This window comes from Klebsiella sp. H-Nf2 (genome assembly GCF_002806645.1).
GTDB lineage: Bacteria > Pseudomonadota > Gammaproteobacteria > Enterobacterales > Enterobacteriaceae > Klebsiella > Klebsiella variicola.
On sequence record NZ_PIBL01000002.1, the window covers coordinates 494439 to 513997 of the forward strand.

Annotated in this window: 16 protein-coding genes and 1 pseudogene; 12 read left to right on the forward strand and 5 right to left on the reverse strand. The window is 59.1% G+C overall.

What is annotated here, in order from left to right:
- Positions 1–44: 44 nt before the first annotated feature.
- The 6 genes and pseudogenes from CWM58_RS09140 (at position 45) to CWM58_RS09170 (ending at position 6889) form a co-directional block, all read left to right on the forward strand.
- Positions 45–1451 (forward strand): LLM class flavin-dependent oxidoreductase, encoded by a 1407-nt coding sequence (locus tag CWM58_RS09140; RefSeq protein WP_100680779.1) that lies wholly within the window; start codon positions 45–47, stop codon positions 1449–1451.
- A pseudogene (locus CWM58_RS09145) lies at positions 1448–2469 on the forward strand (methionine ABC transporter ATP-binding protein). The gene CWM58_RS09140 and the pseudogene CWM58_RS09145 overlap by 4 nt, the downstream one beginning before the upstream one ends.
- Positions 2466–3164 (forward strand): methionine ABC transporter permease, encoded by a 699-nt coding sequence (locus CWM58_RS09150; protein ID WP_061153483.1) that lies wholly within the window; start codon positions 2466–2468, stop codon positions 3162–3164. The pseudogene CWM58_RS09145 and the gene CWM58_RS09150 overlap by 4 nt, the downstream one beginning before the upstream one ends.
- Positions 3161–4039 (forward strand): MetQ/NlpA family ABC transporter substrate-binding protein, encoded by an 879-nt coding sequence (locus CWM58_RS09155; RefSeq protein WP_100680780.1) that lies wholly within the window; start codon positions 3161–3163, stop codon positions 4037–4039. The genes CWM58_RS09150 and CWM58_RS09155 overlap by 4 nt, the downstream gene beginning before the upstream one ends.
- A gap of 194 nt (positions 4040–4233) precedes the next feature.
- Entirely contained in the window at positions 4234–5655 is a 1422-nt protein-coding gene (locus tag CWM58_RS09165) for an MFS transporter (protein ID WP_074387726.1), read from the forward strand.
- A gap of 10 nt (positions 5656–5665) precedes the next feature.
- Positions 5666–6889, forward strand: coding sequence for an acyl-CoA dehydrogenase family protein (locus CWM58_RS09170; protein WP_100680781.1), 1224 nt, complete (start codon positions 5666–5668; stop codon positions 6887–6889).
- Positions 6890–6934: 45 nt separating this feature from the next.
- Here the strand turns inward: CWM58_RS09170 and CWM58_RS09175 are convergent, their stop codons facing one another.
- The 5 genes from CWM58_RS09175 to queF form a co-directional block, all read right to left on the reverse strand.
- Positions 6935–7876, reverse strand: coding sequence for an aliphatic sulfonate ABC transporter substrate-binding protein (locus CWM58_RS09175; protein ID WP_061153486.1), 942 nt, complete (start codon positions 7874–7876; stop codon positions 6935–6937).
- Positions 7877–8014: 138 nt separating this feature from the next.
- The gene (locus CWM58_RS09180) at positions 8015–9382 is read right to left on the reverse strand and encodes an L-serine ammonia-lyase (RefSeq protein WP_012540721.1); all 1368 of its coding nucleotides are present in this window, start codon (positions 9380–9382) and stop codon (positions 8015–8017) included.
- A gap of 65 nt (positions 9383–9447) precedes the next feature.
- Positions 9448–10737 (reverse strand): HAAAP family serine/threonine permease, encoded by a 1290-nt coding sequence (locus CWM58_RS09185; RefSeq protein WP_032731171.1) that lies wholly within the window; start codon positions 10735–10737, stop codon positions 9448–9450.
- 509 nt (positions 10738–11246) lie between these two features.
- Positions 11247–12614, reverse strand: coding sequence for a nucleotide 5'-monophosphate nucleosidase PpnN (ppnN, locus tag CWM58_RS09190; RefSeq protein WP_061153489.1), 1368 nt, complete (start codon positions 12612–12614; stop codon positions 11247–11249).
- Between the two features lie 111 nt (positions 12615–12725).
- Positions 12726–13571: an NADPH-dependent 7-cyano-7-deazaguanine reductase QueF gene (gene queF / locus CWM58_RS09195; RefSeq protein WP_100680782.1), complete on the reverse strand. Its 846-nt coding sequence runs from the start codon at positions 13569–13571 to the stop codon at positions 12726–12728.
- A gap of 68 nt (positions 13572–13639) precedes the next feature.
- Between queF and syd the strand changes: the two genes are divergently transcribed.
- From syd to CWM58_RS09225, 6 genes are all read left to right on the forward strand, one after another.
- Positions 13640–14185, forward strand: coding sequence for a SecY-interacting protein (gene syd, locus CWM58_RS09200; RefSeq protein ID WP_061153491.1), 546 nt, complete (start codon positions 13640–13642; stop codon positions 14183–14185).
- Positions 14186–14816: 631 nt separating this feature from the next.
- Complete coding sequence (locus CWM58_RS09205; RefSeq protein WP_100680783.1) at positions 14817–15146, forward strand: YqcC family protein; 330 nt, start codon at positions 14817–14819, stop codon at positions 15144–15146.
- On the forward strand, positions 15146–15940 hold the full coding sequence (truC, locus tag CWM58_RS09210) for a tRNA pseudouridine(65) synthase TruC (RefSeq protein ID WP_100680784.1): 795 nt from the start codon (positions 15146–15148) through the stop codon (positions 15938–15940). Before CWM58_RS09205 ends, truC begins: the two co-directional genes overlap by 1 nt.
- 4 nt (positions 15941–15944) lie before the next feature.
- Positions 15945–16388, forward strand: a complete 444-nt coding sequence (locus CWM58_RS09215) for a flavodoxin (RefSeq protein WP_008806253.1) — start codon at positions 15945–15947, stop codon at positions 16386–16388.
- Positions 16389–16859: 471 nt separating this feature from the next.
- Positions 16860–18218 (forward strand): MFS transporter, encoded by a 1359-nt coding sequence (locus CWM58_RS09220; protein ID WP_061153492.1) that lies wholly within the window; start codon positions 16860–16862, stop codon positions 18216–18218.
- Positions 18215–19555 (forward strand): enolase C-terminal domain-like protein, encoded by a 1341-nt coding sequence (locus CWM58_RS09225; RefSeq protein WP_100680785.1) that lies wholly within the window; start codon positions 18215–18217, stop codon positions 19553–19555. Before CWM58_RS09220 ends, CWM58_RS09225 begins: the two co-directional genes overlap by 4 nt.
- Positions 19556–19559: the final 4 nt, after the last annotated feature.

Consider the following 19559-nt stretch of genomic DNA (forward strand, 5'->3'; position numbering starts at 1 on the left):
TTGCCGCGTGCGCCCTGGCGACGGGCCGCGCTATGGAGATTGCTATGTCATCACAACGTGAAATTCGTCTTAACGCTTTCGATATGAACTGCGTCGGCCATCAGTCGCCGGGCCTGTGGGCGCATCCCCGGGATCGCTCCTGGCAGTATAAAGATCTGGAGTACTGGGTGGATCTGGCGCGGCTGCTGGAGCGCGGCAAGTTCGACGGGCTGTTTATCGCCGACGTGCTGGGGATCTATGACGTGCTGGACGGCAGCGGCGACGCGGCGATCCGCCAGGCGACGCAGGTCCCGGTCAACGATCCGCTGGCTCTGATCACCCCGATGGCGCTGGTGACGGAGCATCTGGGCTTCGGCCTGACCGCCTCGTTGTCGTTTGAGCACCCTTACCCTTTCGCTCGTCGTCTGTCGACGCTCGACCATCTGACCAAAGGGCGGGTGGGCTGGAATATCGTCACCTCCTATCTGGAGAGCGGGGCGCGTAATATCGGTCAGCAAATCCAGACCGACCATGACACCCGCTATGACTATGCCGATGAGTATTTGCAGGTGATCTACAAACTGCTGGAGGGAAGCTGGGAGGACGGGGCGGTGCTGCGCGACAGAGAGCGTAAGATCTTCAGCGATCCGCGGAAAATCCATCCCATTAACCATCAGGGACAGTTCTTTTCCGTGCCGGGGATCCACCTCTGCGAGCCATCCCCGCAGCGCACGCCAGTGCTGTATCAGGCGGGGGCGTCCAGCCGCGGCAAACAGTTCGCCGCCGGCCATGCCGAATGCGTCTTCGTCGCTGCGCCGTCGAAGGTGCTGCTGAAGAAGACGGTGGCGGATATTCGCCGCCGGGCGGCTGAGGCGGGGCGCGATCCGCACAGCATCCTGATCTTCAACCTGCAGACGGTGATTGTCGGCGACACCGATCGCGAAGCGCAGGCGAAGTGGCAGGAATATAAGCAGTACGTCAGCTATGAAGGCGCGCTGGCGCTGCTCTCCGGCTGGACGGGGATCGATTTCGGCCAGTATCAGCCGGATCAGGTGCTGAAGTATCTGCACACCAACGCCATTCAGTCGGCGGTGGAGGCCTTTTCGACCGCTGATCCGAACCGCCAGTGGACGGTGCAGGCTCTGGCCGATTGGGCGGGGATCGGCGGCTTCGGTCCGCTGGTGGTCGGCAGCGCGCAAACCGTGGCGGACGAACTGCAGTCCTGGGTCGAAGAGACGGACGTCGATGGCTTTAACCTCGCCTATGCCGTCACTCACGAAACCTTCCGCGACGTCGTCGAGCTGCTGGTGCCTGAGCTGCAAAAGCGCGGCGTCTTTAAGCAGGAGTACCGCGAGGGGACCCTGCGCGAAAAACTGTTCGGCGCCGGCCCGCGTCTGGCCGCGCCTCACCCGGGCGCCAGCTACCGCCGCGATGCGCGCACGGCGGCATCGGTAGAGGAGAAGGTGACATGATCGCTATCGATGACCTGCATAAAAGTTATCGCACGGCGGATGGCCGGCTCAGCGCGGTGCTGAAAGGGCTGTCGCTGCAGGTGCCTGAGCGCTCCATCACCGCGGTGGTGGGGCCGAGCGGCGCCGGTAAATCAACCCTGGCGCGCTGCATCAGTCTGCTGGAGCAACCGGACAGCGGCAGCATTCGTATCAATGGCCAGGATCTGTCGGCGCTGTCCGGCGAGGCGCTGCGCCGGGAGCGGCGGGCGATTGGCACCGTTTTCCAGTCTTCGGCGCTGTTGAGCCGCAGGACCGCCTGGGAGAATGTCGCCCTGCCGCTGGCGTGGCTTGGTGTGGTGGAGCGCGATATCAAGGCGCGGGTTGGCGAGCTGCTGGAGAGCGTTGGCCTGAGCCACAAAGCGGATGCCTGGCCGGCCCAGCTCTCAGGCGGCCAGCGCCAGCGGATCGGCATTGCCCGCGCGCTGGCGCTGCGCCCGTCCGTTCTGCTGGCGGATGAAGCCACCTCCGGCCTCGATCCTCAGGCCACGGCCTCGGTGCTGGCTCTGCTCAAGCGGTTGCGTGACGAGTACCAGCTGGCGATCGTCCTGATCACCCATGAAATGGACGCGGTGCGCACGGCGGCGGATGCGGTAGCGGAGATCCGCGACGGGACGATCGTCCAGTACGGGCAGATCGAAGATCTGCTGGCGCGCCCCGATTCTCTGCTCGGCCAGCAGCTGTTGCCGCTGACGCCGGCGGCAGCGACCCACAGCGATCTGCTGCTGCGTCTGAGCTACCCTGGGATGTGCCGGTGGCCACCGACTGGATCAGCCGCCTGAGCCAGCAGTGGGCGCTGCAGATCGATCTCCTTGGCGGTCACGTCGAGGTGATCAATGGTCGGCTGGCCGGTCGCCTGCAGGCCGGAGTGCGTTTTCAGGGCGAACGCCTGTCGCCCGCGCGACTGCAGGGCCTGCTGGCGCAGCTCGGCATTACGGCGGAGATCCTCGGCAGCGCGCCATTGCTCAGGGAGGCGGTATGAAACCGACAGTCATCAGCCAGGATACCCCCTGGGGCGAAATCCCTTCGCTGCTGCTCCCCGCTTATGGCGAAACCTGGCTGATGGTGGCCATTGTGATGCTGTTTGTCGTCACGCTGGGAGGGCTGGTGGGGGTGGTGTTGTTTAACGCCTCGCCGCGGGGTTTATTTCCGCACGCGCTGCTGTACCGGCTGCTGAACTGGGTGGTCAACATGGGACGCTCGCTGCCATTTCTGGTGCTGATGGCCGCCATTATCCCGTTCACATACTGGCTGACCGGCACCACGATTGGCATCCCCGCCGCGGTGGTGCCGATGATCGCCGCCGGCGTCCCGTTCTTTGGCCGTCTGGTGGAGAACGCGCTGCGCGAATTACCGGCGGAGGTCACCGCGGTGGGGATCGTCTGCGGCGGGTCACGCTGGCAAATCATTGCCAGCGCGCAGCTCAGTGAAGCCTTGCCCGCGCTGGTGGCGGCGGTGACGCTAAACCTGGTCTCGATGATCGAGTATTCGGCTATCGCCGGGACCATCGGTGCTGGCGGCATCGGCTACCTGGCCGTGGTGTACGGCTATCAGCGCTTCGACAACCACATCATGATCGCGACGATCGTTGCCCTGATCGCCACGATCCAGTTGATTCAATTTTTGGGTGACCGTCTGGTCAACCGTTTACGCCACACGCAGGGGAACCTTGTATGACAACAGAACAATTTGAGTTACGTAAAGCGCGGCGCTGGCCCTGGCTGGCAGCGCTGGCGGTGATTATCCTGCTCGCCATCGCCTTCTGGTGGTGGCGGGGACATACCCAAAGCCAGCAGGTGGTCTTCGGCAGCACGTTAAAAATTCACTACGAGCCGGCGATGGCTGGAGAGCAGCGGATCATTGAGTATATTAATCAGCATATTGCGCCCGATTACGGTCTGAAACTGGAGGCGGTGGGGGTGCAGGATCCGGTCCAGGCTGACCGCGCAGTAGCGGAAGGACAGTATGCCGGGACGATCTATCAGCATCAGTGGTGGCTTAAACAGGTGGTGGACGCTAACGGCTTTGCGCTGTCGACCACGGTGCCGGTGTTCCAGTGGGCGTTCGGTATCTATTCCGACCGCTACTCGTCGGTACAGGCATTGCCTAACGGCGCGACTATTGTCGTGCCTGACGACGGCGCCAATCAGGGGCAGGCTCTGTGGCTGCTCCAGCGCATTGGGTTGATCTCGCTCGACCCGGCGGTGGAGCCGCGCACGGCGAAGCTGAAAAATATTGTCGGTAACCCGCATCAGTTTGTCTTTAAAGAGCTGGATCTGCTGACCATGCCGCGGGCGTTAAATTCGGTGGATGCCGCCATCGGCTATGTTTCTCAATTTGACGCCGGGAAAGTCCCGCGGGAGAAAGGCATATTATTCCCGCCGGCGCCGCGCACCTTTGCTTCGCAATTAGTGATTGGTACGCCGTATTTATCGCAGGAAAATATCGTCAAATTAAAACAGGCTTTTTCTGACCAACGGATCCAGACGTGGTTAAAAACCACCGATGACCCGCTGGTAAAAGACGTATTAGTTCCGGTGTCCGCGGAATAAGCATCCTGCACGACGTCTATTTTCGTTGTTATTTATTTCCCTTGAGGATGCGCGAAAGCGCGTCCTTTTTGTGCTGGCAATATTTATTAACTTATTGATTATATTGATTTTTATATAATGATTTGTTGTTTTGATTCTCGCCGCGCGCGGTCTATAACCGCTAATGACCTGCACAAAATAATAAGGTGAAAAAAATGAGTACATTTCCAGTGGATAATCCCGGTATCGCTTCGGTACCGGTCAGTAGCGTCGGGGATGTGGCGCGGTTAATTAATTCCGGCAAGGAACAAGCGAAATATGCGCGGATGATTGTCTTCCTCGCGCTGGGGGGCGTCTTTCTCGACGCGTATGACTTAACCACGCTCTCCTACGGTATTGATGACGTCGTGCGTGAATTTCAGCTCTCACCGCTGCTGACCGGCCTGGTGACTTCGTCCATTATGGTCGGAACCATCGTCGGCAATATTATCGGCGGCTGGCTGACCGATAAATATGGTCGCTATTCGGTCTTTATGGCCGATATGTTCTTTTTCGTGATTTCGGCTATCGCCGCCGGGCTGGCGCCGAACGTCTGGGTGTTGATTGGCGCCCGCTTCCTGATGGGCATCGGCGTCGGCATCGACCTGCCGGTGGCGATGTCCTATCTGGCCGAGTTTTCCCGCTTTGCCGGCAAAGGCAACAAAGCGGCTCGCCTCGCGGCGTGGTGCCCGATGTGGTACGCCGCCTCAACCGTCTGCTTTCTCATTATCTTCGGCCTCTATTTCCTGCTGCCGCAGGAGCATCTTGACTGGCTGTGGCGCGCCTCCCTGCTGTTCGGCGCCGTGCCGGCACTGCTGATTATTGCCGTCCGCAGCCGGTTTATGAACGAATCCCCGCTGTGGGCGGCAAACCAGGGCGATCTGACCTCTGCGGTGCGTATTCTACGCGACTCCTGGGGGATCCATGCCCATGAGGTCCCGGCGGCGAAGCCCGCGCCAGCGCCGAAAGTGAGCTTCCGCGTGCTGTTCGAAAAACCGTACCGTGAGCGGACTATCGTCGCCGGGGTGATGAATATCTGTATCTCCTTCGAGTACACGGCGATTGCCTTTTTCCTGCCGTCAATTCTTGCCCAGTTCCTCGGGGCTGGCGTCTTCGAAACTATTTCGGCATCGCTGGGGCTGAACGCCCTGTTTGCTTTTACCGGCGGGCTGCTCGGTATGCATCTGGCGTGGAAATATCCTTCGCGTCATGTGGCGATAGCCGGCTTCGCCCTGCAGTTTGTGGCGCTGATTGTGCTGGCGCTGGTGGGGCAACCGCACGCGACGGCAGGCATCGTGCTGGCCATCGCGATGCTGGGGCTGTGGCTATTCGCCGAAGGGTTTGGCCCGGGTGCGCAGCTGATGATCTACCCGGCGCTCTCCTATCCTACTGCCATTCGCGCCACCGGGGTCGGTTTCAGCCGGGCGCTCTCCGGGATCGGCAGTGCGCTGGCGCTGTTTATTCTGCCGCTGCTGCAGGCCTCGCTCGGCACGCAGATGTTCTGGGTGGTCTCGCTTGCCGCCATTATTCCCATTTTCTTCCTGCTGGCGGTCCGTCATGAACCGACGCGAGAAGATATCGACGCAATCCATGAATAAGGAACTGACCATGACCTTGCTCTCCACAGGCACCGATTATGACGCGCTGGCGGCCGCCTTCCGCCCGATATTCACCCGTATCGCCCAGGGCGCCGCGGAGCGCGAACAGCAGCGCACTCTGCCCGATGAGCCGATCCGCTGGCTGAAGGAAGCGGGCTTCGGCACGCTGCGTATCCCGCGCGAGAAGGGCGGCTGGGGCGCTTCGCTGCCGCAGCTCAGCGCGCTGCTGATCGAGCTGGCGCAAGCGGACTCTAACCTGCCGCAGGCCCTGCGCGCGCACTTTGCCTTTGTGGAAGATCAACTGAATCAGCCGGATTCTGCCGGGCGCGACCGCTGGTTTCGTCGCTTCCTCGACGGCGAGCTGGTGGGCAGCGGCTGGACGGAGATCGGCGCGGTGAAGCTGGGAGAGGTGAACACCAGGGTGACGCCGACAGAGGGCGGCTGGCGACTCGACGGCGAGAAGTTTTACAGCACCGGCGCGTTATACGCCGACTGGATCGATGTGTTTGCCCGGCGCAGTGATACCGCCGGCGACGTGATTGCCCTGGTCAGCACCCATCAGACCGGCGTGGCGCGGGAAGATGACTGGGATGGCTTTGGCCAGCGGTTGACCGGCAGCGGAACCACCCGCTTCACCGACGCCAGGGTGGAAACCGAACATGTCTATGATTTTGCCCGGCGCTTTCGCTATCAGACCGCTTTCTACCAGCATGTACTGCTGGCGACCCTCGCGGGCATTGGCCTGGCGGTTGAGCGGGATGCCGCGCAGGGCGTCAAACACCGCTCCCGGATGTACAGCCACGGTAACGCCGCCGTGCCGCGCGATGACGCCCAGGTTCTGCAGGTCGTTGGGCAGATCAGCAGCTGGGCATGGGCGACCCGGGCCGCGGTCCTGCAGGCCGCGGAATCGCTGCAACAGGCCTATGTGGTGCACGCCAGCGACGACGACGCGTTGATTGCCCAGCGTAACCAGCTGGCGGAAGTGGAAGCGGCGCAGGCGCAGGTGATCGCCAGCGACTGGATCCCGCGGGCGGCGACGGAGCTGTTTAATGCCCTCGGGGCGTCGGATACGCGAACCCGTCTGGCGCTGGATCGCCACTGGCGCAATGCGCGGACGGTCGCCTCACATAATCCGGTGATTTATAAGGCACGCAATATCGGTAACTGGCTGGTGAACGGTGAAGCGCCCACCTTTATCTGGCAGATTGGCAATGGTGAGAAAACGGCGGGGTAAGCCTGTCGGCGACGGGAGGCGCAGTGCCTCCCGTCGTCAGAAAAATCAAGGTTTATCCAGCGACCAGGTGGCGCTGCGCACGTCGACTTTCACCGGCAGCAGGCCAATGCGCGTAAAGGTATCCGCCAGCGCCTGCTGTTCGTTATACACCGCCGGCGTCATGCGTTCGGCACCGTAGGGCAGGCGGGCCAGGGTCTTCAGCCAGATGGCTTTATCCAGCCCGGTTGAGGTCGACAGCAGCCCGGCGGCCTCGTCCTGATGGCTGTTCGCCCACGCGCTGAGTTTACCCAACTCATCCACCACCTGCTTTGCTGTCTCCGGGTAGGTATCTGCAAACTTACGGCTGGCGAGATAGAAGGTGTAGTGCGGCACCAGCCCCTCGGCATTGCGGATCTGTCGGGCTTTCGCGTTGGTTTCCACTTCTGCGAGGAACGGATCCCAGATCACCCACGCATCAATCGCCCCGCGCTGGAAAGCGGCGCGGGCGTCCGCCGGCGGCAGATAGACCGGGGTGATGTCTTTATAGCTGAGGCCCGCTTTTTCCAGTGCGGCAACCAGCAGGTAGTTGACGTCAGACCCCTTGTTCAACCCCACACGCTTGCCCTTCAAATCGGCCACGCTGTGGATTGCCGACTGTTCAGGCACCACAATCGCTTCCGTTTTCGGGTTAGCAGGGGAGTGGGCAAGGTAGACCAGATCGGCTTGCGCCGCCTGGGCAAAGGCCGGAGGCGCATCGCCGGTCGCGGCCAGATCGATACTACCGACGTTCAGCCCCTCCAGCATTTGCGGTCCGGCGGGGAATTCGACCCAGCGTACGGCAATGCCCTGTTTTTTCAGGCTCTCATCCAGCGTGCCGCGATACTTCAGCAGCGCGAAGATATTCGCTTTTTGATAACCGATGTTGACGGTTTCCGGCGCTTTGGCCAGCGTGGAGGTAGAGAGGGCGGCGAGGACCAGCAGCCAGGCGGGGCGGAATCGGTTGGACATTGTCTGTTCTCCTTAGCGGTTTTGCGTAAGGTAACAAACAGCGCTTATAACCATTAAATAACTAAAATTTTATTGATATAACAAAAAGAGTTGTTCAGGACGATGACCCGACACGCCGACGCGTGCCGGGTCTGAGGATTAATCGCAGGCGACGATCTTCATCGCCAGGCCACCGCGAGAGGTTTCCCGGTACTTGGCGTTCATGTCTTTACCGGTTTCGTACATGGTCTCGATCACTTTATCGAGGCAGACGCGCGGCTCGCTGGTCCGGCGCAGCGCCATTCGCGCGGCGTTGACCGCTTTCACGGCGGCGATAGCGTTGCGTTCGATGCACGGTACCTGCACCTGGCCGGCAACCGGGTCGCAGGTCAGGCCGAGGTTATGCTCCATGGCGATCTCTGCCGCGATGCACACCTGACCCGGGCTACCGCCCAGCAGTTCCGCCAGACCGGCCGCCGCCATCGAGCAGGCGACGCCCACTTCACCCTGACAGCCGACTTCGGCGCCGGAGATGGACGCGTTCATCTTATACAGCGAACCAATCGCGCTGGCGACCAGCATATAGCGGGCCAGAGAGTTGCTGTTCACCTTGCGGATAAACTTGTCGTAGTAGGCCAGCACCGCCGGCACGATACCGCAGGCGCCGTTGGTTGGCGCGGTAACGACCCGGCCACCGGCGGCGTTCTCTTCGTTCACCGCCAGGGCGAACATATTGATCCAGTCGACCACCGCCATCGGATCGCTGTTGGTGGTGTCCTGACTCACCAGCATGCGGCGCAGCGCGGCGGCCCGGCGCGGCACGCGCAGTTTGCCCGGCAGAACGCCTTCGGTGGTGATGCCGCGTTCGATACCGGCGCTCATCACTTCCCATACCGCGGCAAAGTGTTGCTCCAGCGCTTCTTTGCTGTGCAGCGCCAGTTCGTTCTGCATCATCAGCCCAGAGAGCGACAGCCCGGTTTCACGGCAGTGACGCTGCAGGTCGGCGGCGTTTTTATAAGGGTAAGGAACCGCAACCGGCGCATCGGCGATCTGGCCGAAGTGCGCTTCGTCGACGATAAAGCCGCCGCCGATAGAGTAATACGTCTGGCTGTAGATCACCTTGTCACCGGCCAGGGCGGTAATGCGCATGCCGTTCTCATGCAGCGACAGGTTGTCGGCATGGAAATTCATGCACTGATCGACCGGGAAGTCCACTTCGTGCTGACCGTTGGCCAGCATCAGGCGGCCATGGGTGTTAACGTCCTGAATAAAGCCCGGAATGGCGTCGATGTCGACGGTGTCCGGCAGGTTGCCGGCGAGTCCCATGATAATCGCGATGTCGGTATGGTGGCCTTTACCGGTCAGGGAGAGGGAGCCATAGACGTCGACGACGACTTTGCTGACGTCGGCCAGCAGGCCGCGTGCGATCAGATCGTCAGTGAATTGTTTGCCCGCTTTCATCGGTCCAACGGTATGGGAGCTGGAAGGGCCAATGCCGATTTTAAAGATATCGAATACGCTGATCATATGTATTCCCGTGCTGTCGGAAAGCGCGCCGCCGTTAAGCGGCGCGGGGGGAGGTATTGACTGAATTAGCTGAACAGCGAGTAGAAGATCGCGGAGATGGCAATCAGACCCATAATCACCACGAAGACGTTGCTGATATGGCCGCTGTATTTACGCATCGCCGGCACTTTCTGAATCGCGTACATCGGCATCAGGAACAGGATCATCGCGATAATCGGGCCGCCAAGGGTCTCGATCATCCCGAGGATGCTCGGGTTCAGCGTCGCCACAATCCAGGTGGTCACCAGCATGAACAGCGCGGTCAGCTTGTTCAGTTTGTTGACTTCGATAGATTTGCCTTTACTGCGCAGGGATTTAATCACCATGCCGTTAAAGCCTTCGCGGGCGCCCAGATAGTGGCCGAGGAAGGATTTGGTGATGGCGATCATCGCGATGATCGGCGCCATCCAGGCGATAACCGGCGCGTTAAAGTGGTTTGCCAGGTAAGACAGAATCGAGATGTTCTGCTCTTTCGCCGCCGCCAGGTCCGCCGGAGAGAGGCTCAGGACGCAGCTGAATACGAAGAACATCACGGTCAGCACCATCATAATGTGAGCGCGGGCCAGGATGCTGGAGCATTTCTTCTCGGCGCCTGCGCCGTACTCTTCACGCTTGGCCACCGCGAAGGAGGAGATGATCGGCGAGTGGTTGAAGGAGAAGACCATCACCGGGATCGCCAGCCACAGGGTCATCAGCAGGCCATTGCCGGTTGCGGAGGCGCTGCTCAGGGAGAGCGTCTCCAGCGCCGCGCCGTTCCACTGCGGGATCAGGTACAGCGCCAGAATCATCAGGGCGATAACGAACGGGAACACCAGGATGCTCATCGCTTTCACAATCATCTGCTCACCGAAACGCACGATGGTCATCATGCCGACGATCAGGATCAGCGACAGAATGGCGCGCGGCGGCGGCGTCATGTGCAGCTGGTGCGACATGAAGGTTTCGACGGTGTTAGTGATCGCCACGCTGTACACCAGCAGGATCGGGTAGATAGCGAAGAAGTAGAGCAGGGTAATCAGCTTCCCTGCGCCTACGCCGAAGTGTTCTTCCACCACTTCGGTGATGTCTTCGCCCGGGTTTTTCCCGGAGAGGACGAAGCGAGTCATACCGCGGTGAGCGAAGAAGGTCATCGGGAAGGCCAGAATCGCCATGATAATCAGGGGGATCATGCCGCCGACGCCGGCGTTGATCGGCAGGAACAAGACGCCCGCGCCGATCGCTGTACCGTACAGGCCCAGCATCCACATGGTGTCGGTTTTACGCCATCCGCTGCGGGTTTCGCCCGAAACGATGGTGCTGGTTTGAGTGGTTTCCATCTGTATCTCCTGGAGGAATCAACAAAATCTAATGAACAAATACAATTGCGTAACATGAAATTCGTTTAATTACGGTTTTTTTAGAAATTTTCTCCGTAATAATTGGGCCGGAAAGATACATTTATATGGTTTATGCATCAGTGATCGCGATCTCAAATGCAATAATCCACTTTCAATGTGCGTATTTTTAGTCCAACAGCCTGTTTCTGGTGATCAGCCAGCGATTTGTGGCGCGCAGGCTACCATTTGCAGCATATGAGATAAAAGCGGAGTGGCGTAATAACGAGGGATTTACTGTAAAAAAGAGAAGTAGTCGACGTTTTTGCGCTTAAAACCATTTTTTGCAGTGATAATTGTCGCAGTTTTTACAAACGCAAACGATTGGCTTTGTAGAAATGATTCAGGTGACTGAATAATAACAGAAAGGTTTTTAGCGCGATCTGGAAGTCAGAGGAAGAGAGCCCGCCGGGGGCAGGCTGCAGAAGATACCCCGGCGGGAGAGCGAGAAATCAGGCGATGATTTCGTAGCAGGGAATATAGGCGGTGCCGCCCGGTAGTTTCATACGGTGCTGGGCGACGAAGCCCTGCAGCAGATCGTCCATGCGGCGCATCATCTCCGGGTCGCCATGCAGCTTGTAAGGACCGTACTGCTCAATGGCCTGGATGCCCACCTCTTTGACGTTACCCGCGACAATCCCGGAGAAGGCGCGACGCAGGTCGGCGGCCAGCACTTCTACTGGCTGGTCCGGGGAGAGCTTGAGATTGGCCATGTTTTCATGGGTCGGTTCGAACGGCATCTGCAGGTCCGGCGAGATGCGAATCGACCAGTTGAAACTGTAGGCATCATCGGTTTCGCGGCGGCTCTCTTTCACCAGCGGCATCGCTTTTTTCATCTGCCGCGCCACTTCCGCCGGATCGTCGATGATGATCCGATAGTGACGACGGGCGGATTCGCCCAGAGTATGGGTGATAAACTCGTCCAGCACGCGGAAGTAGTCGGCGCTCTCTTTCGGTCCGGTGAGGATCAGCGGCAGCACCTGCGCTTTGTTCTCCGGATGCATCAGAATACCCAGCAGGTAGAGCAGCTCTTCGGCAGTACCGACGCCGCCCGGGAAGATAATGATCCCGTGGGCGATACGCACGAAGGCTTCCAGACGCTTTTCGATATCCGGCATGATGATCAGTTCGTTGACCAGCGGGTTCGGCGGTTCTGCGGCGATAATGGACGGTTCGGTCATGCCGATAAAGCGGCTGTCTTTGTAGCGCTGCTGCGCGTGGCCGACGGCGGCGCCTTTCATCGGGGCCTCCATCGCGCCAGGTCCGCAGCCGGTGCAGATGTTCAGTTCGCGCAGTCCCAACTGGGTACCGACGCGGCGGGCGTAGAGATATTCGTTTTCATTGATGGAGTGGCCACCCCAGCAGACGATCATGTTCGGCGCTTCGCCGACGTGCAGCGCGCGGGCGTTGCGCAGGATCGAAAACACCAGGTTGGTGATATGGACCGAACTTTCCAGATCGAGGTTCGGGAAGCGAACGGTATTGTGGATCTGGCCGTAAACGAACAGGATATCGCGCAGCACGGCAAACAGGTTGGCCTGCAGGGAACGGATAATGCGCCCGTCAACGAAAGCTTCTTCCGGCGGGTTGATCAGTTCCAGCTTCACGCCACGTTCGCGACGCAGCACGTTAATATCGAAGTTTTCAAAACGGGAGAGCAGCTCCTTGCTGTTATCGGTCAGGCTCCCCGAGTTGAGCACAGCAAGCGAGCAGTTGCGAAAGAGTTGATACAGGTCACTGCTGGCGGTGCGCTTAAGCATATCCACTTCCAGCTGCGACAGCATATCCATTGAACCAAGCGGGCTAACATGTGTAATCAAGTGAACTCCTTACAGGACGCTTATGGTCTTCCTGTGATTACAATAGCCCTGCGAGCGGCGTTTCCACAACCTTGCGCGCGCCTAAACGCACGCAAATTGTGAAATTATTTATTATTGTCGGGCGAGGCGGCCAGTGGCGGGGGAAAAGTCGCCGTTGCTGCGCCAGGGGTTGATATCCAGACCGCCGCGTCGCGTATAGCGGGCGTAAACGGAAAGCGATTCCGGCTGGCAGAAACGGAGAATATCGTTAAAGATGCGCTCGACGCACTGCTCATGGAATTCGTTATGGTGGCGGAATGAGACCAGATAGCGCAGGAGCTGCTCACGGTCGATTTTCGCCCCCCGATACTGGATCTGCACCGAGCCCCAGTCCGGCTGATGGGTGATCAGGCAGTTGGATTTCAGCAGATGGCTGACCAGCGTCTCTTCAACGATTTTGCCGCTGGCGGCACCCTGCAGATAGTCGGCGCTGAACTGATAGTTATCGATCTCGATATCCTGATCGTCGATGCAGGCGCCGTGCAGATGGGCGATCGGCTGGCCTTCCAGTTCATCCAGCCGATACAGCGACACCTTGACCTCACCCTGCGCGCAGGCGCTGAGATCGCGAGTCAGCGTCTCTGCAACGTCCTGCCAGCTGGCGAAACGCGTCTGGTTAAAGCTGTTGAGGTACAGCTTAAAGCTTTTCGACTCCACCAGATTGACGCTGGTATCGGGTAGCTCGACGTGGCCGACAGCGACCTGCGGCAGACCTTTGCCGTTCAGCCAGGAGAGTTCGTACAGCGTCCAGATATCGGCGCCGTGAAACGGCAGGTTATCGGCATGCAGGCCCAGCGGATCGCGGTTAAGGCTGCGCGGAACGCCCTGCAGCAGCGAGGCGTCATAAGTATCGCGGTAATCGGTTGATTTACCGAGCGTCAGGCCGGCCAGCGCCTGATGATTATCGTAAGAAGACATGTTTCACCATAGTAAAGCGGGTACACTATCTCTCCAGTGTATCCTGTCTAACGTGAAGAGAGAAACCGGTGGACCATCAGACCGCAGAAGCGCTGCGCGCTTTTACCCAACGTTATTGCGCCGCCTGGCAGCAGCAGCGTAACAGCCTGCCGCGCAGTGAAGAGCTTTACGGCGTCCCGTCGCCTTGCGTCGTTGATACCCAGGGCGAGGCCGTATTCTGGCAGCCGCAGCCGTTTTCGCTGGCGCAAAATATTAGCGCGGTTGAACGCGCCCTGGATATTGTGGTACAACAGCCGCTTCATTCTTATTATACCACTCAGTTTGCCGGCGACATGACCGGCCGGTTTGACGGCGAAACGCTGACGCTGCTGCAGACCTGGAGTGAAGAGGATTTCCAGCGGGTGCAGGAAAACTTAATCGGACACCTGGTGGTACAGAAGCGCTTGAAGCTGGCGCCGACGCTGTTTATCGCCACCCTCGAGAGTGAACGGGATGTTATTTCCGTCTGTAATCTCAGCGGCGAGGTGATCAAAGAGACCCTCGGTACCGCCAAACGCATCACGCTTTCCCCCTCGCTTGCGAGTTTCCTTAGCCACCTTGAGCCGGTTCTGTAATCCAGTCTACCTGGTCGTTTGTGAGAGATCTCTTACAAAACCTGTAAGAGATCGTCATCATTTAAGGCAAATTTAATCCCTTCATTTTTTTATAACTCATTGGTATTAAATCAGATCTTAATTTTTTCGTCCTTTTGAGTGGGGACTAATCTTAAGAGATTGTCTCAAGAAGGGTTGTAAGACGAGGCAGAATCAGTGATCCTATGTCTGTCGACAGGGAGTCGCGAAATGAAGCGAACATCAGGATGATGGCGCTTCTGCAGGACCCGTCAGGATGGCGTTGCAAGGACAGGCTTCAGGATGAAGCAAGGATAACGCAGGATCGCGTAATGGACACCTCCAGGATGGAGAACGAGAGCCGCTCAGGATGAACGGTGGATCAGGAAGATCGGGACAAACTTATGGATAAGTCATTTCACATCGGGGTGGTGTGAAAGCAGGATGCACGAGTTTATGGATGAACATTGGTCAGGAGACCTCAGGAAAAGTTTTCAAGGACGAGCAGGGAGCACCAATGTAGCGGGAATGCTGCAAAACGAACCGGGAGCACTGTTTTTACAGTGCTCCCTTTTTTTATTTCTTCTGCGGATTTGCTATCCTGCGCCCGGTTTTTAACTCATCGAGGTTTCCCATGACTCTTCACGATAGCGTGCGCGATCGCCTGCGCGCCATTGAAGCCCTGCTGCGCGAAACAGAGCACTGGCAGGCGACGGCGCCGAACAGCAGCGCCTTCGCCAGCGATAAGCCGTTTTGCCTGGATACCCTGGAGCCGCTGGAGTGGCTGCAATGGGTGCTGATCCCGCGTATGCATCAGCTGCTGGAGAGCGGTCAGCCGCTGCCGCAAAATTTTGCCGTCGCGCCTTATTACGAGATGGCCCTGGATCAGGCCCACCCGGTTCGCGAAGCCATGCTGGCGGAACTTCTGCTGTTAGATGCGCTGTTTGCCGGTGAGCAGGCCTGATGCTGGAGATTATCTACCAGGACGACTGGCTGGTGGCGGTCAACAAACCCTCGGGCTGGCTGGTGCATCGCAGCTGGCTCGATCGCGACGAGAAAGTGGTGGTGATGCAGACCGTGCGCGATCAGATTGGCCAGCATGTCTTTACCGCCCATCGTCTCGACCGGCCCACCTCCGGCGTCCTGCTGATGGGGTTGTCGAGCGAAGCGGGCCGGCTGCTGGCGCAGCAATTTGAACAGCACCAGATCCAAAAGCGCTACCATGCGATCGTTCGCGGCTGGCTGATGGACGAAGCGCTGCTGGATTACCCGCTGGTGGAAGAGCTGGATAAAATCGCCGATAAATTTGCTCGTGAGGACAAAGATCCGCAGCCGGCGGTGACCCACTACCGCGGCCTGGCGACGGTGGAGATGCCGGTGGCAACCGGGCGTTATCCCACTACGCGCTACGGGCTGGTGGAACTGGAGCCGAAAACCGGCCGTAAGCACCAGCTGCGCCGCCATCTTGCCCATCTGCGTCATCCGATCCTTGGCGACAGCAAGCACGGCGACTTGCGGCAAAACCGCAGCGCCGCGGAACATTTTGGCTGTCACCGCCTGATGCTGCACGCCAGCGAGCTGTCGCTAACCCATCCGTTTACCGGCGAGCCGCTGACTCTGCGCGCCAGTTTTGACGAGGTCTGGATGCGCGCCCTGTCGCAGTTTGGCTGGCGCGGGCTTCTCCCGCTAAATGAAAGGGTTGAGTTTGCCGACGACTGCGGTCAGGATGAAGTAAATAAGGTCAATCCAGGGAGATAATAGCATGGCGGAAGTCGGAATTTTTGTCGGCACCATGTACGGCAACTCGCTGCTGGTCGCGGAAGAAGCGGAAGCGATCCTCAGCGGACTGGGACACAAGGCAACCGTGTATGAGGATCCGCAGGTCAACGACTGGGAATCCTATACCGGTAAATATGTGCTGGTGGTCACCTCCACCACCGGGCAGGGCGATCTGCCGGACAGCATTGTCCCGCTGTATGAGGGGATGAAAGATATGTATCAGCCCCATCTGCGCTACGGCATTATCGCGCTCGGCGACAGCACCTATGCTAACTTTTGCGGCGGTGGGCTGAAGTTCGACCAGCTGCTGCAGGAGCAGGGCGCGAAGCGCATCGGCGAGATGCTGAAGATTGACGCCAGCGAAGACCCGGAGCCGGAGAGCGTCTCCAATCCGTGGGTTGAGCAGTGGGCCACCCTGCTCGAATAAAAGCGCTGCCCTCTCCCTACGCAGAGGGCGCTCTTTCAATACGTCGCGGCCAGATATGCGGACGTCACAATGGTAGCGCGTTCCTGGCGCCACGCCTTTAGGCAAACGCCACAATATCCTTAGAAAGATCATGGCTTAAGCCAGCCAGTTTCACCGGGTCAAGTGAGGTATTTCACACTCCGGCTCTTTTTGCTGCGCTTTGCGGCTCCAGCGGCGCTGGTTTTTCATTTCCGTGAACTTCCCCCCATTCTTTCAGGCATTCGCCACAAACCACCTGTAATAGCGGCATAAAAACTGTGTAGATGCACGGTGAGCCGCGGTGTGCCTCTTCATATACTGCTCCAGCCAGTGATAAATGCAGTGCCAGATATAACGACAACTATCAAAACACGACCACGTCATTCTGATTACCCTACAGGTTGTGCTGTTCAGAATGAACGTAGCTAAACGCTATGATTCAGGAGTACAACAATGAGTTCATTAAGTCAGGCGGCGACGGCGGCTGAAAAGCGCACCAACGCCCGCTACTGGATAGTGGTGATGCTGTTTATCGTCACTTCTTTTAACTATGGTGACCGGGCGACGCTGTCGATCGCCGGTTCGGAAATGGCCAAAGATATCGGCCTCGATCCTGTTGGCATGGGTTATGTGTTCTCCGCGTTCTCATGGGCTTATGTCATCGGCCAGATCCCGGGCGGCTGGCTGCTCGACCGCTTCGGTTCGAAGCGCGTCTATTTCTGGTCGATCTTCATCTGGTCGATGTTTACCCTGCTGCAGGGCTTCGTCGATATCTTCAGCGGCTTTGGCATTATCATCGCGCTGTTCACTTTGCGTTTCCTCGTCGGCCTTGCCGAGTCGCCGTCATTCCCCGGCAACAGCCGTATCGTCGCCGCCTGGTTCCCGGCGCAGGAGAGGGGGACGGCGGTATCGATTTTTAACTCCGCCCAGTACTTTGCCACCGTTATCTTCGCGCCGATCATGGGCTGGCTGACGCATGAGGTGGGTTGGTCGCACGTGTTCTTCTTTATGGGCGGCCTGGGGATTGTGATCAGCTTTGTGTGGCTGAAAGTGATCCACGATCCGAACAACCATCCGGGCGTGAACCAGAAAGAGCTGGACTATATCGCCGAAGGCGGGGCGCTGATCAACATGGATCAGAAGAGCAGCGCGCAGAAAGTGCCGTTTAGCGTCAAAATGGGGCAGATCAAACAGCTGATCGGATCGCGGATGATGATCGGCATCTATATCGGTCAGTACTGCATCAACGCCTTAACCTACTTCTTTATCACCTGGTTCCCGGTTTACCTGGTGCAGGCGCGCGGTATGTCGATCCTCAAAGCCGGCTTTGTCGCGTCGATTCCGGCGGTGTGCGGCTTTGTCGGCGGGGTGCTGGGCGGGGTGATTTCCGACTGGTTAATGCGCCGCACCGGCTCGCTGAACATCGCGCGCAAAACGCCGATCGTGCTGGGGATGCTGCTCTCCATGACCATGCTGATGTGTAACTATGTCAACGTGGAGTGGATGGTGATCGGCTTTATGGCAATGGCCTTCTTCGGTAAAGGGATTGGCGCGCTCGGCTGGGCGGTGATGGCGGATACCGCGCCGAAAGAAATTAGCGGTCTCTCCGGCGGTCTGTTCAACATGTTCGGCAATATCTCCGGTATCGTCACTCCCATCGCCATCGGCTATATCGTTGGCACCACCGGCTCGTTCAACGGCGCGCTGATCTACGTCGGCATCCATGCCCTGGTGGCGGTGCTGAGCTACCTGGTGCTGGTGGGCGATATCAAACGCATCGAACTGAAACCTGTGGTGGGGCGCTCATCATGACGACCCAATCCAGCCCGATTATCACAGAGATGAAGGTCATTCCGGTGGCCGGGCACGACAGCATGCTGCTGAACATCGGCGGGGCGCACAACGCCTGGTTTACCCGCAATATCGTGGTATTGACCGATAATGCCGGCCATACCGGCGTTGGCGAAGCGCCCGGCGGGGAGGTTATCTACCAGACGCTGCTGGCGGCGATCCCGCAGGTGGTGGGCCAGGAGGTCGCCCGGCTCAATCGCGTGGTGCAGCAGGTGCATAAAGGCAATCAGGCGGCGGATTTCGATACCTTTGGCAAAGGGGCGTGGACATTCGAACTGAAGGTTAACGCGGTGGCGGCGCTGGAAGCGGCGCTGCTCGACCTGCTCGGTCAAGTGCTGAAGGTGCCGGTCTGCGAGCTGCTGGGGCCGGGTAAGCAGCGTGATGCCGTCACCGTGCTGGGCTACCTGTTTTATATTGGCGATCGGCAGAAAACCGACCTTGGCTATCTGGACCATACGCCGGGCGATCATGAATGGTACCGCCTGCGTCATCAGCAGGCGTTGAGCAGCGAGGCGGTAGTACGTCTGGCGGAAGCCGCCCAGGATCGCTACGGTTTCAAAGACTTTAAGCTGAAAGGCGGCGTGCTGCCCGGCGAGCAGGAGATCGACACCGCCCGGGCGCTGAAAAAGCGTTTCCCGGATGCGCGCATCACCGTCGACCCGAACGGCGCCTGGCTGCTGGATGAGGCCATCGCGCTGTGCAAAGGGCTGCAGGATGTCCTGACCTATGCCGAAGATCCGTGCGGCGCCGAGCAAGGTTTCTCCGGCCGGGAGGTGATGGCCGAGTTCCGTCGTGCCACCGGGCTGCCGGTCGCCACCAATATGATCGCCACCAACTGGCGTGAAATGGGCCATGCGGTGATGCTCAATGCCGTCGACATCCCGCTGGCGGACCCGCATTTCTGGACGCTCTCCGGCGCGGTACGGGTGGCGCAACTGTGTGACGACTGGGGGCTGACCTGGGGCTGCCATTCCAACAACCACTTTGATATTTCCCTGGCGATGTTTACCCACGTCGGCGCCGCCGCGCCGGGCAACCCCACCGCCATTGACACCCACTGGATCTGGCAGGAGGGCGACGCGCGCCTGACCAAAAATCCGCTGCAGATTATTCACGGCAACATTGCCGTACCAGACGCGCCGGGACTCGGCGTGGAACTTGACTGGGAGCAGGTGCGCAAAGCCCATGAGGCCTATAAAGCGCTGCCGGGCGGCGCGCGCAACGACGCAGGCCCGATGCAGTACCTGATCCCCGGCTGGACATTCGACCGCAAACGTCCCGTTTTCGGCCGCCACTAATTAA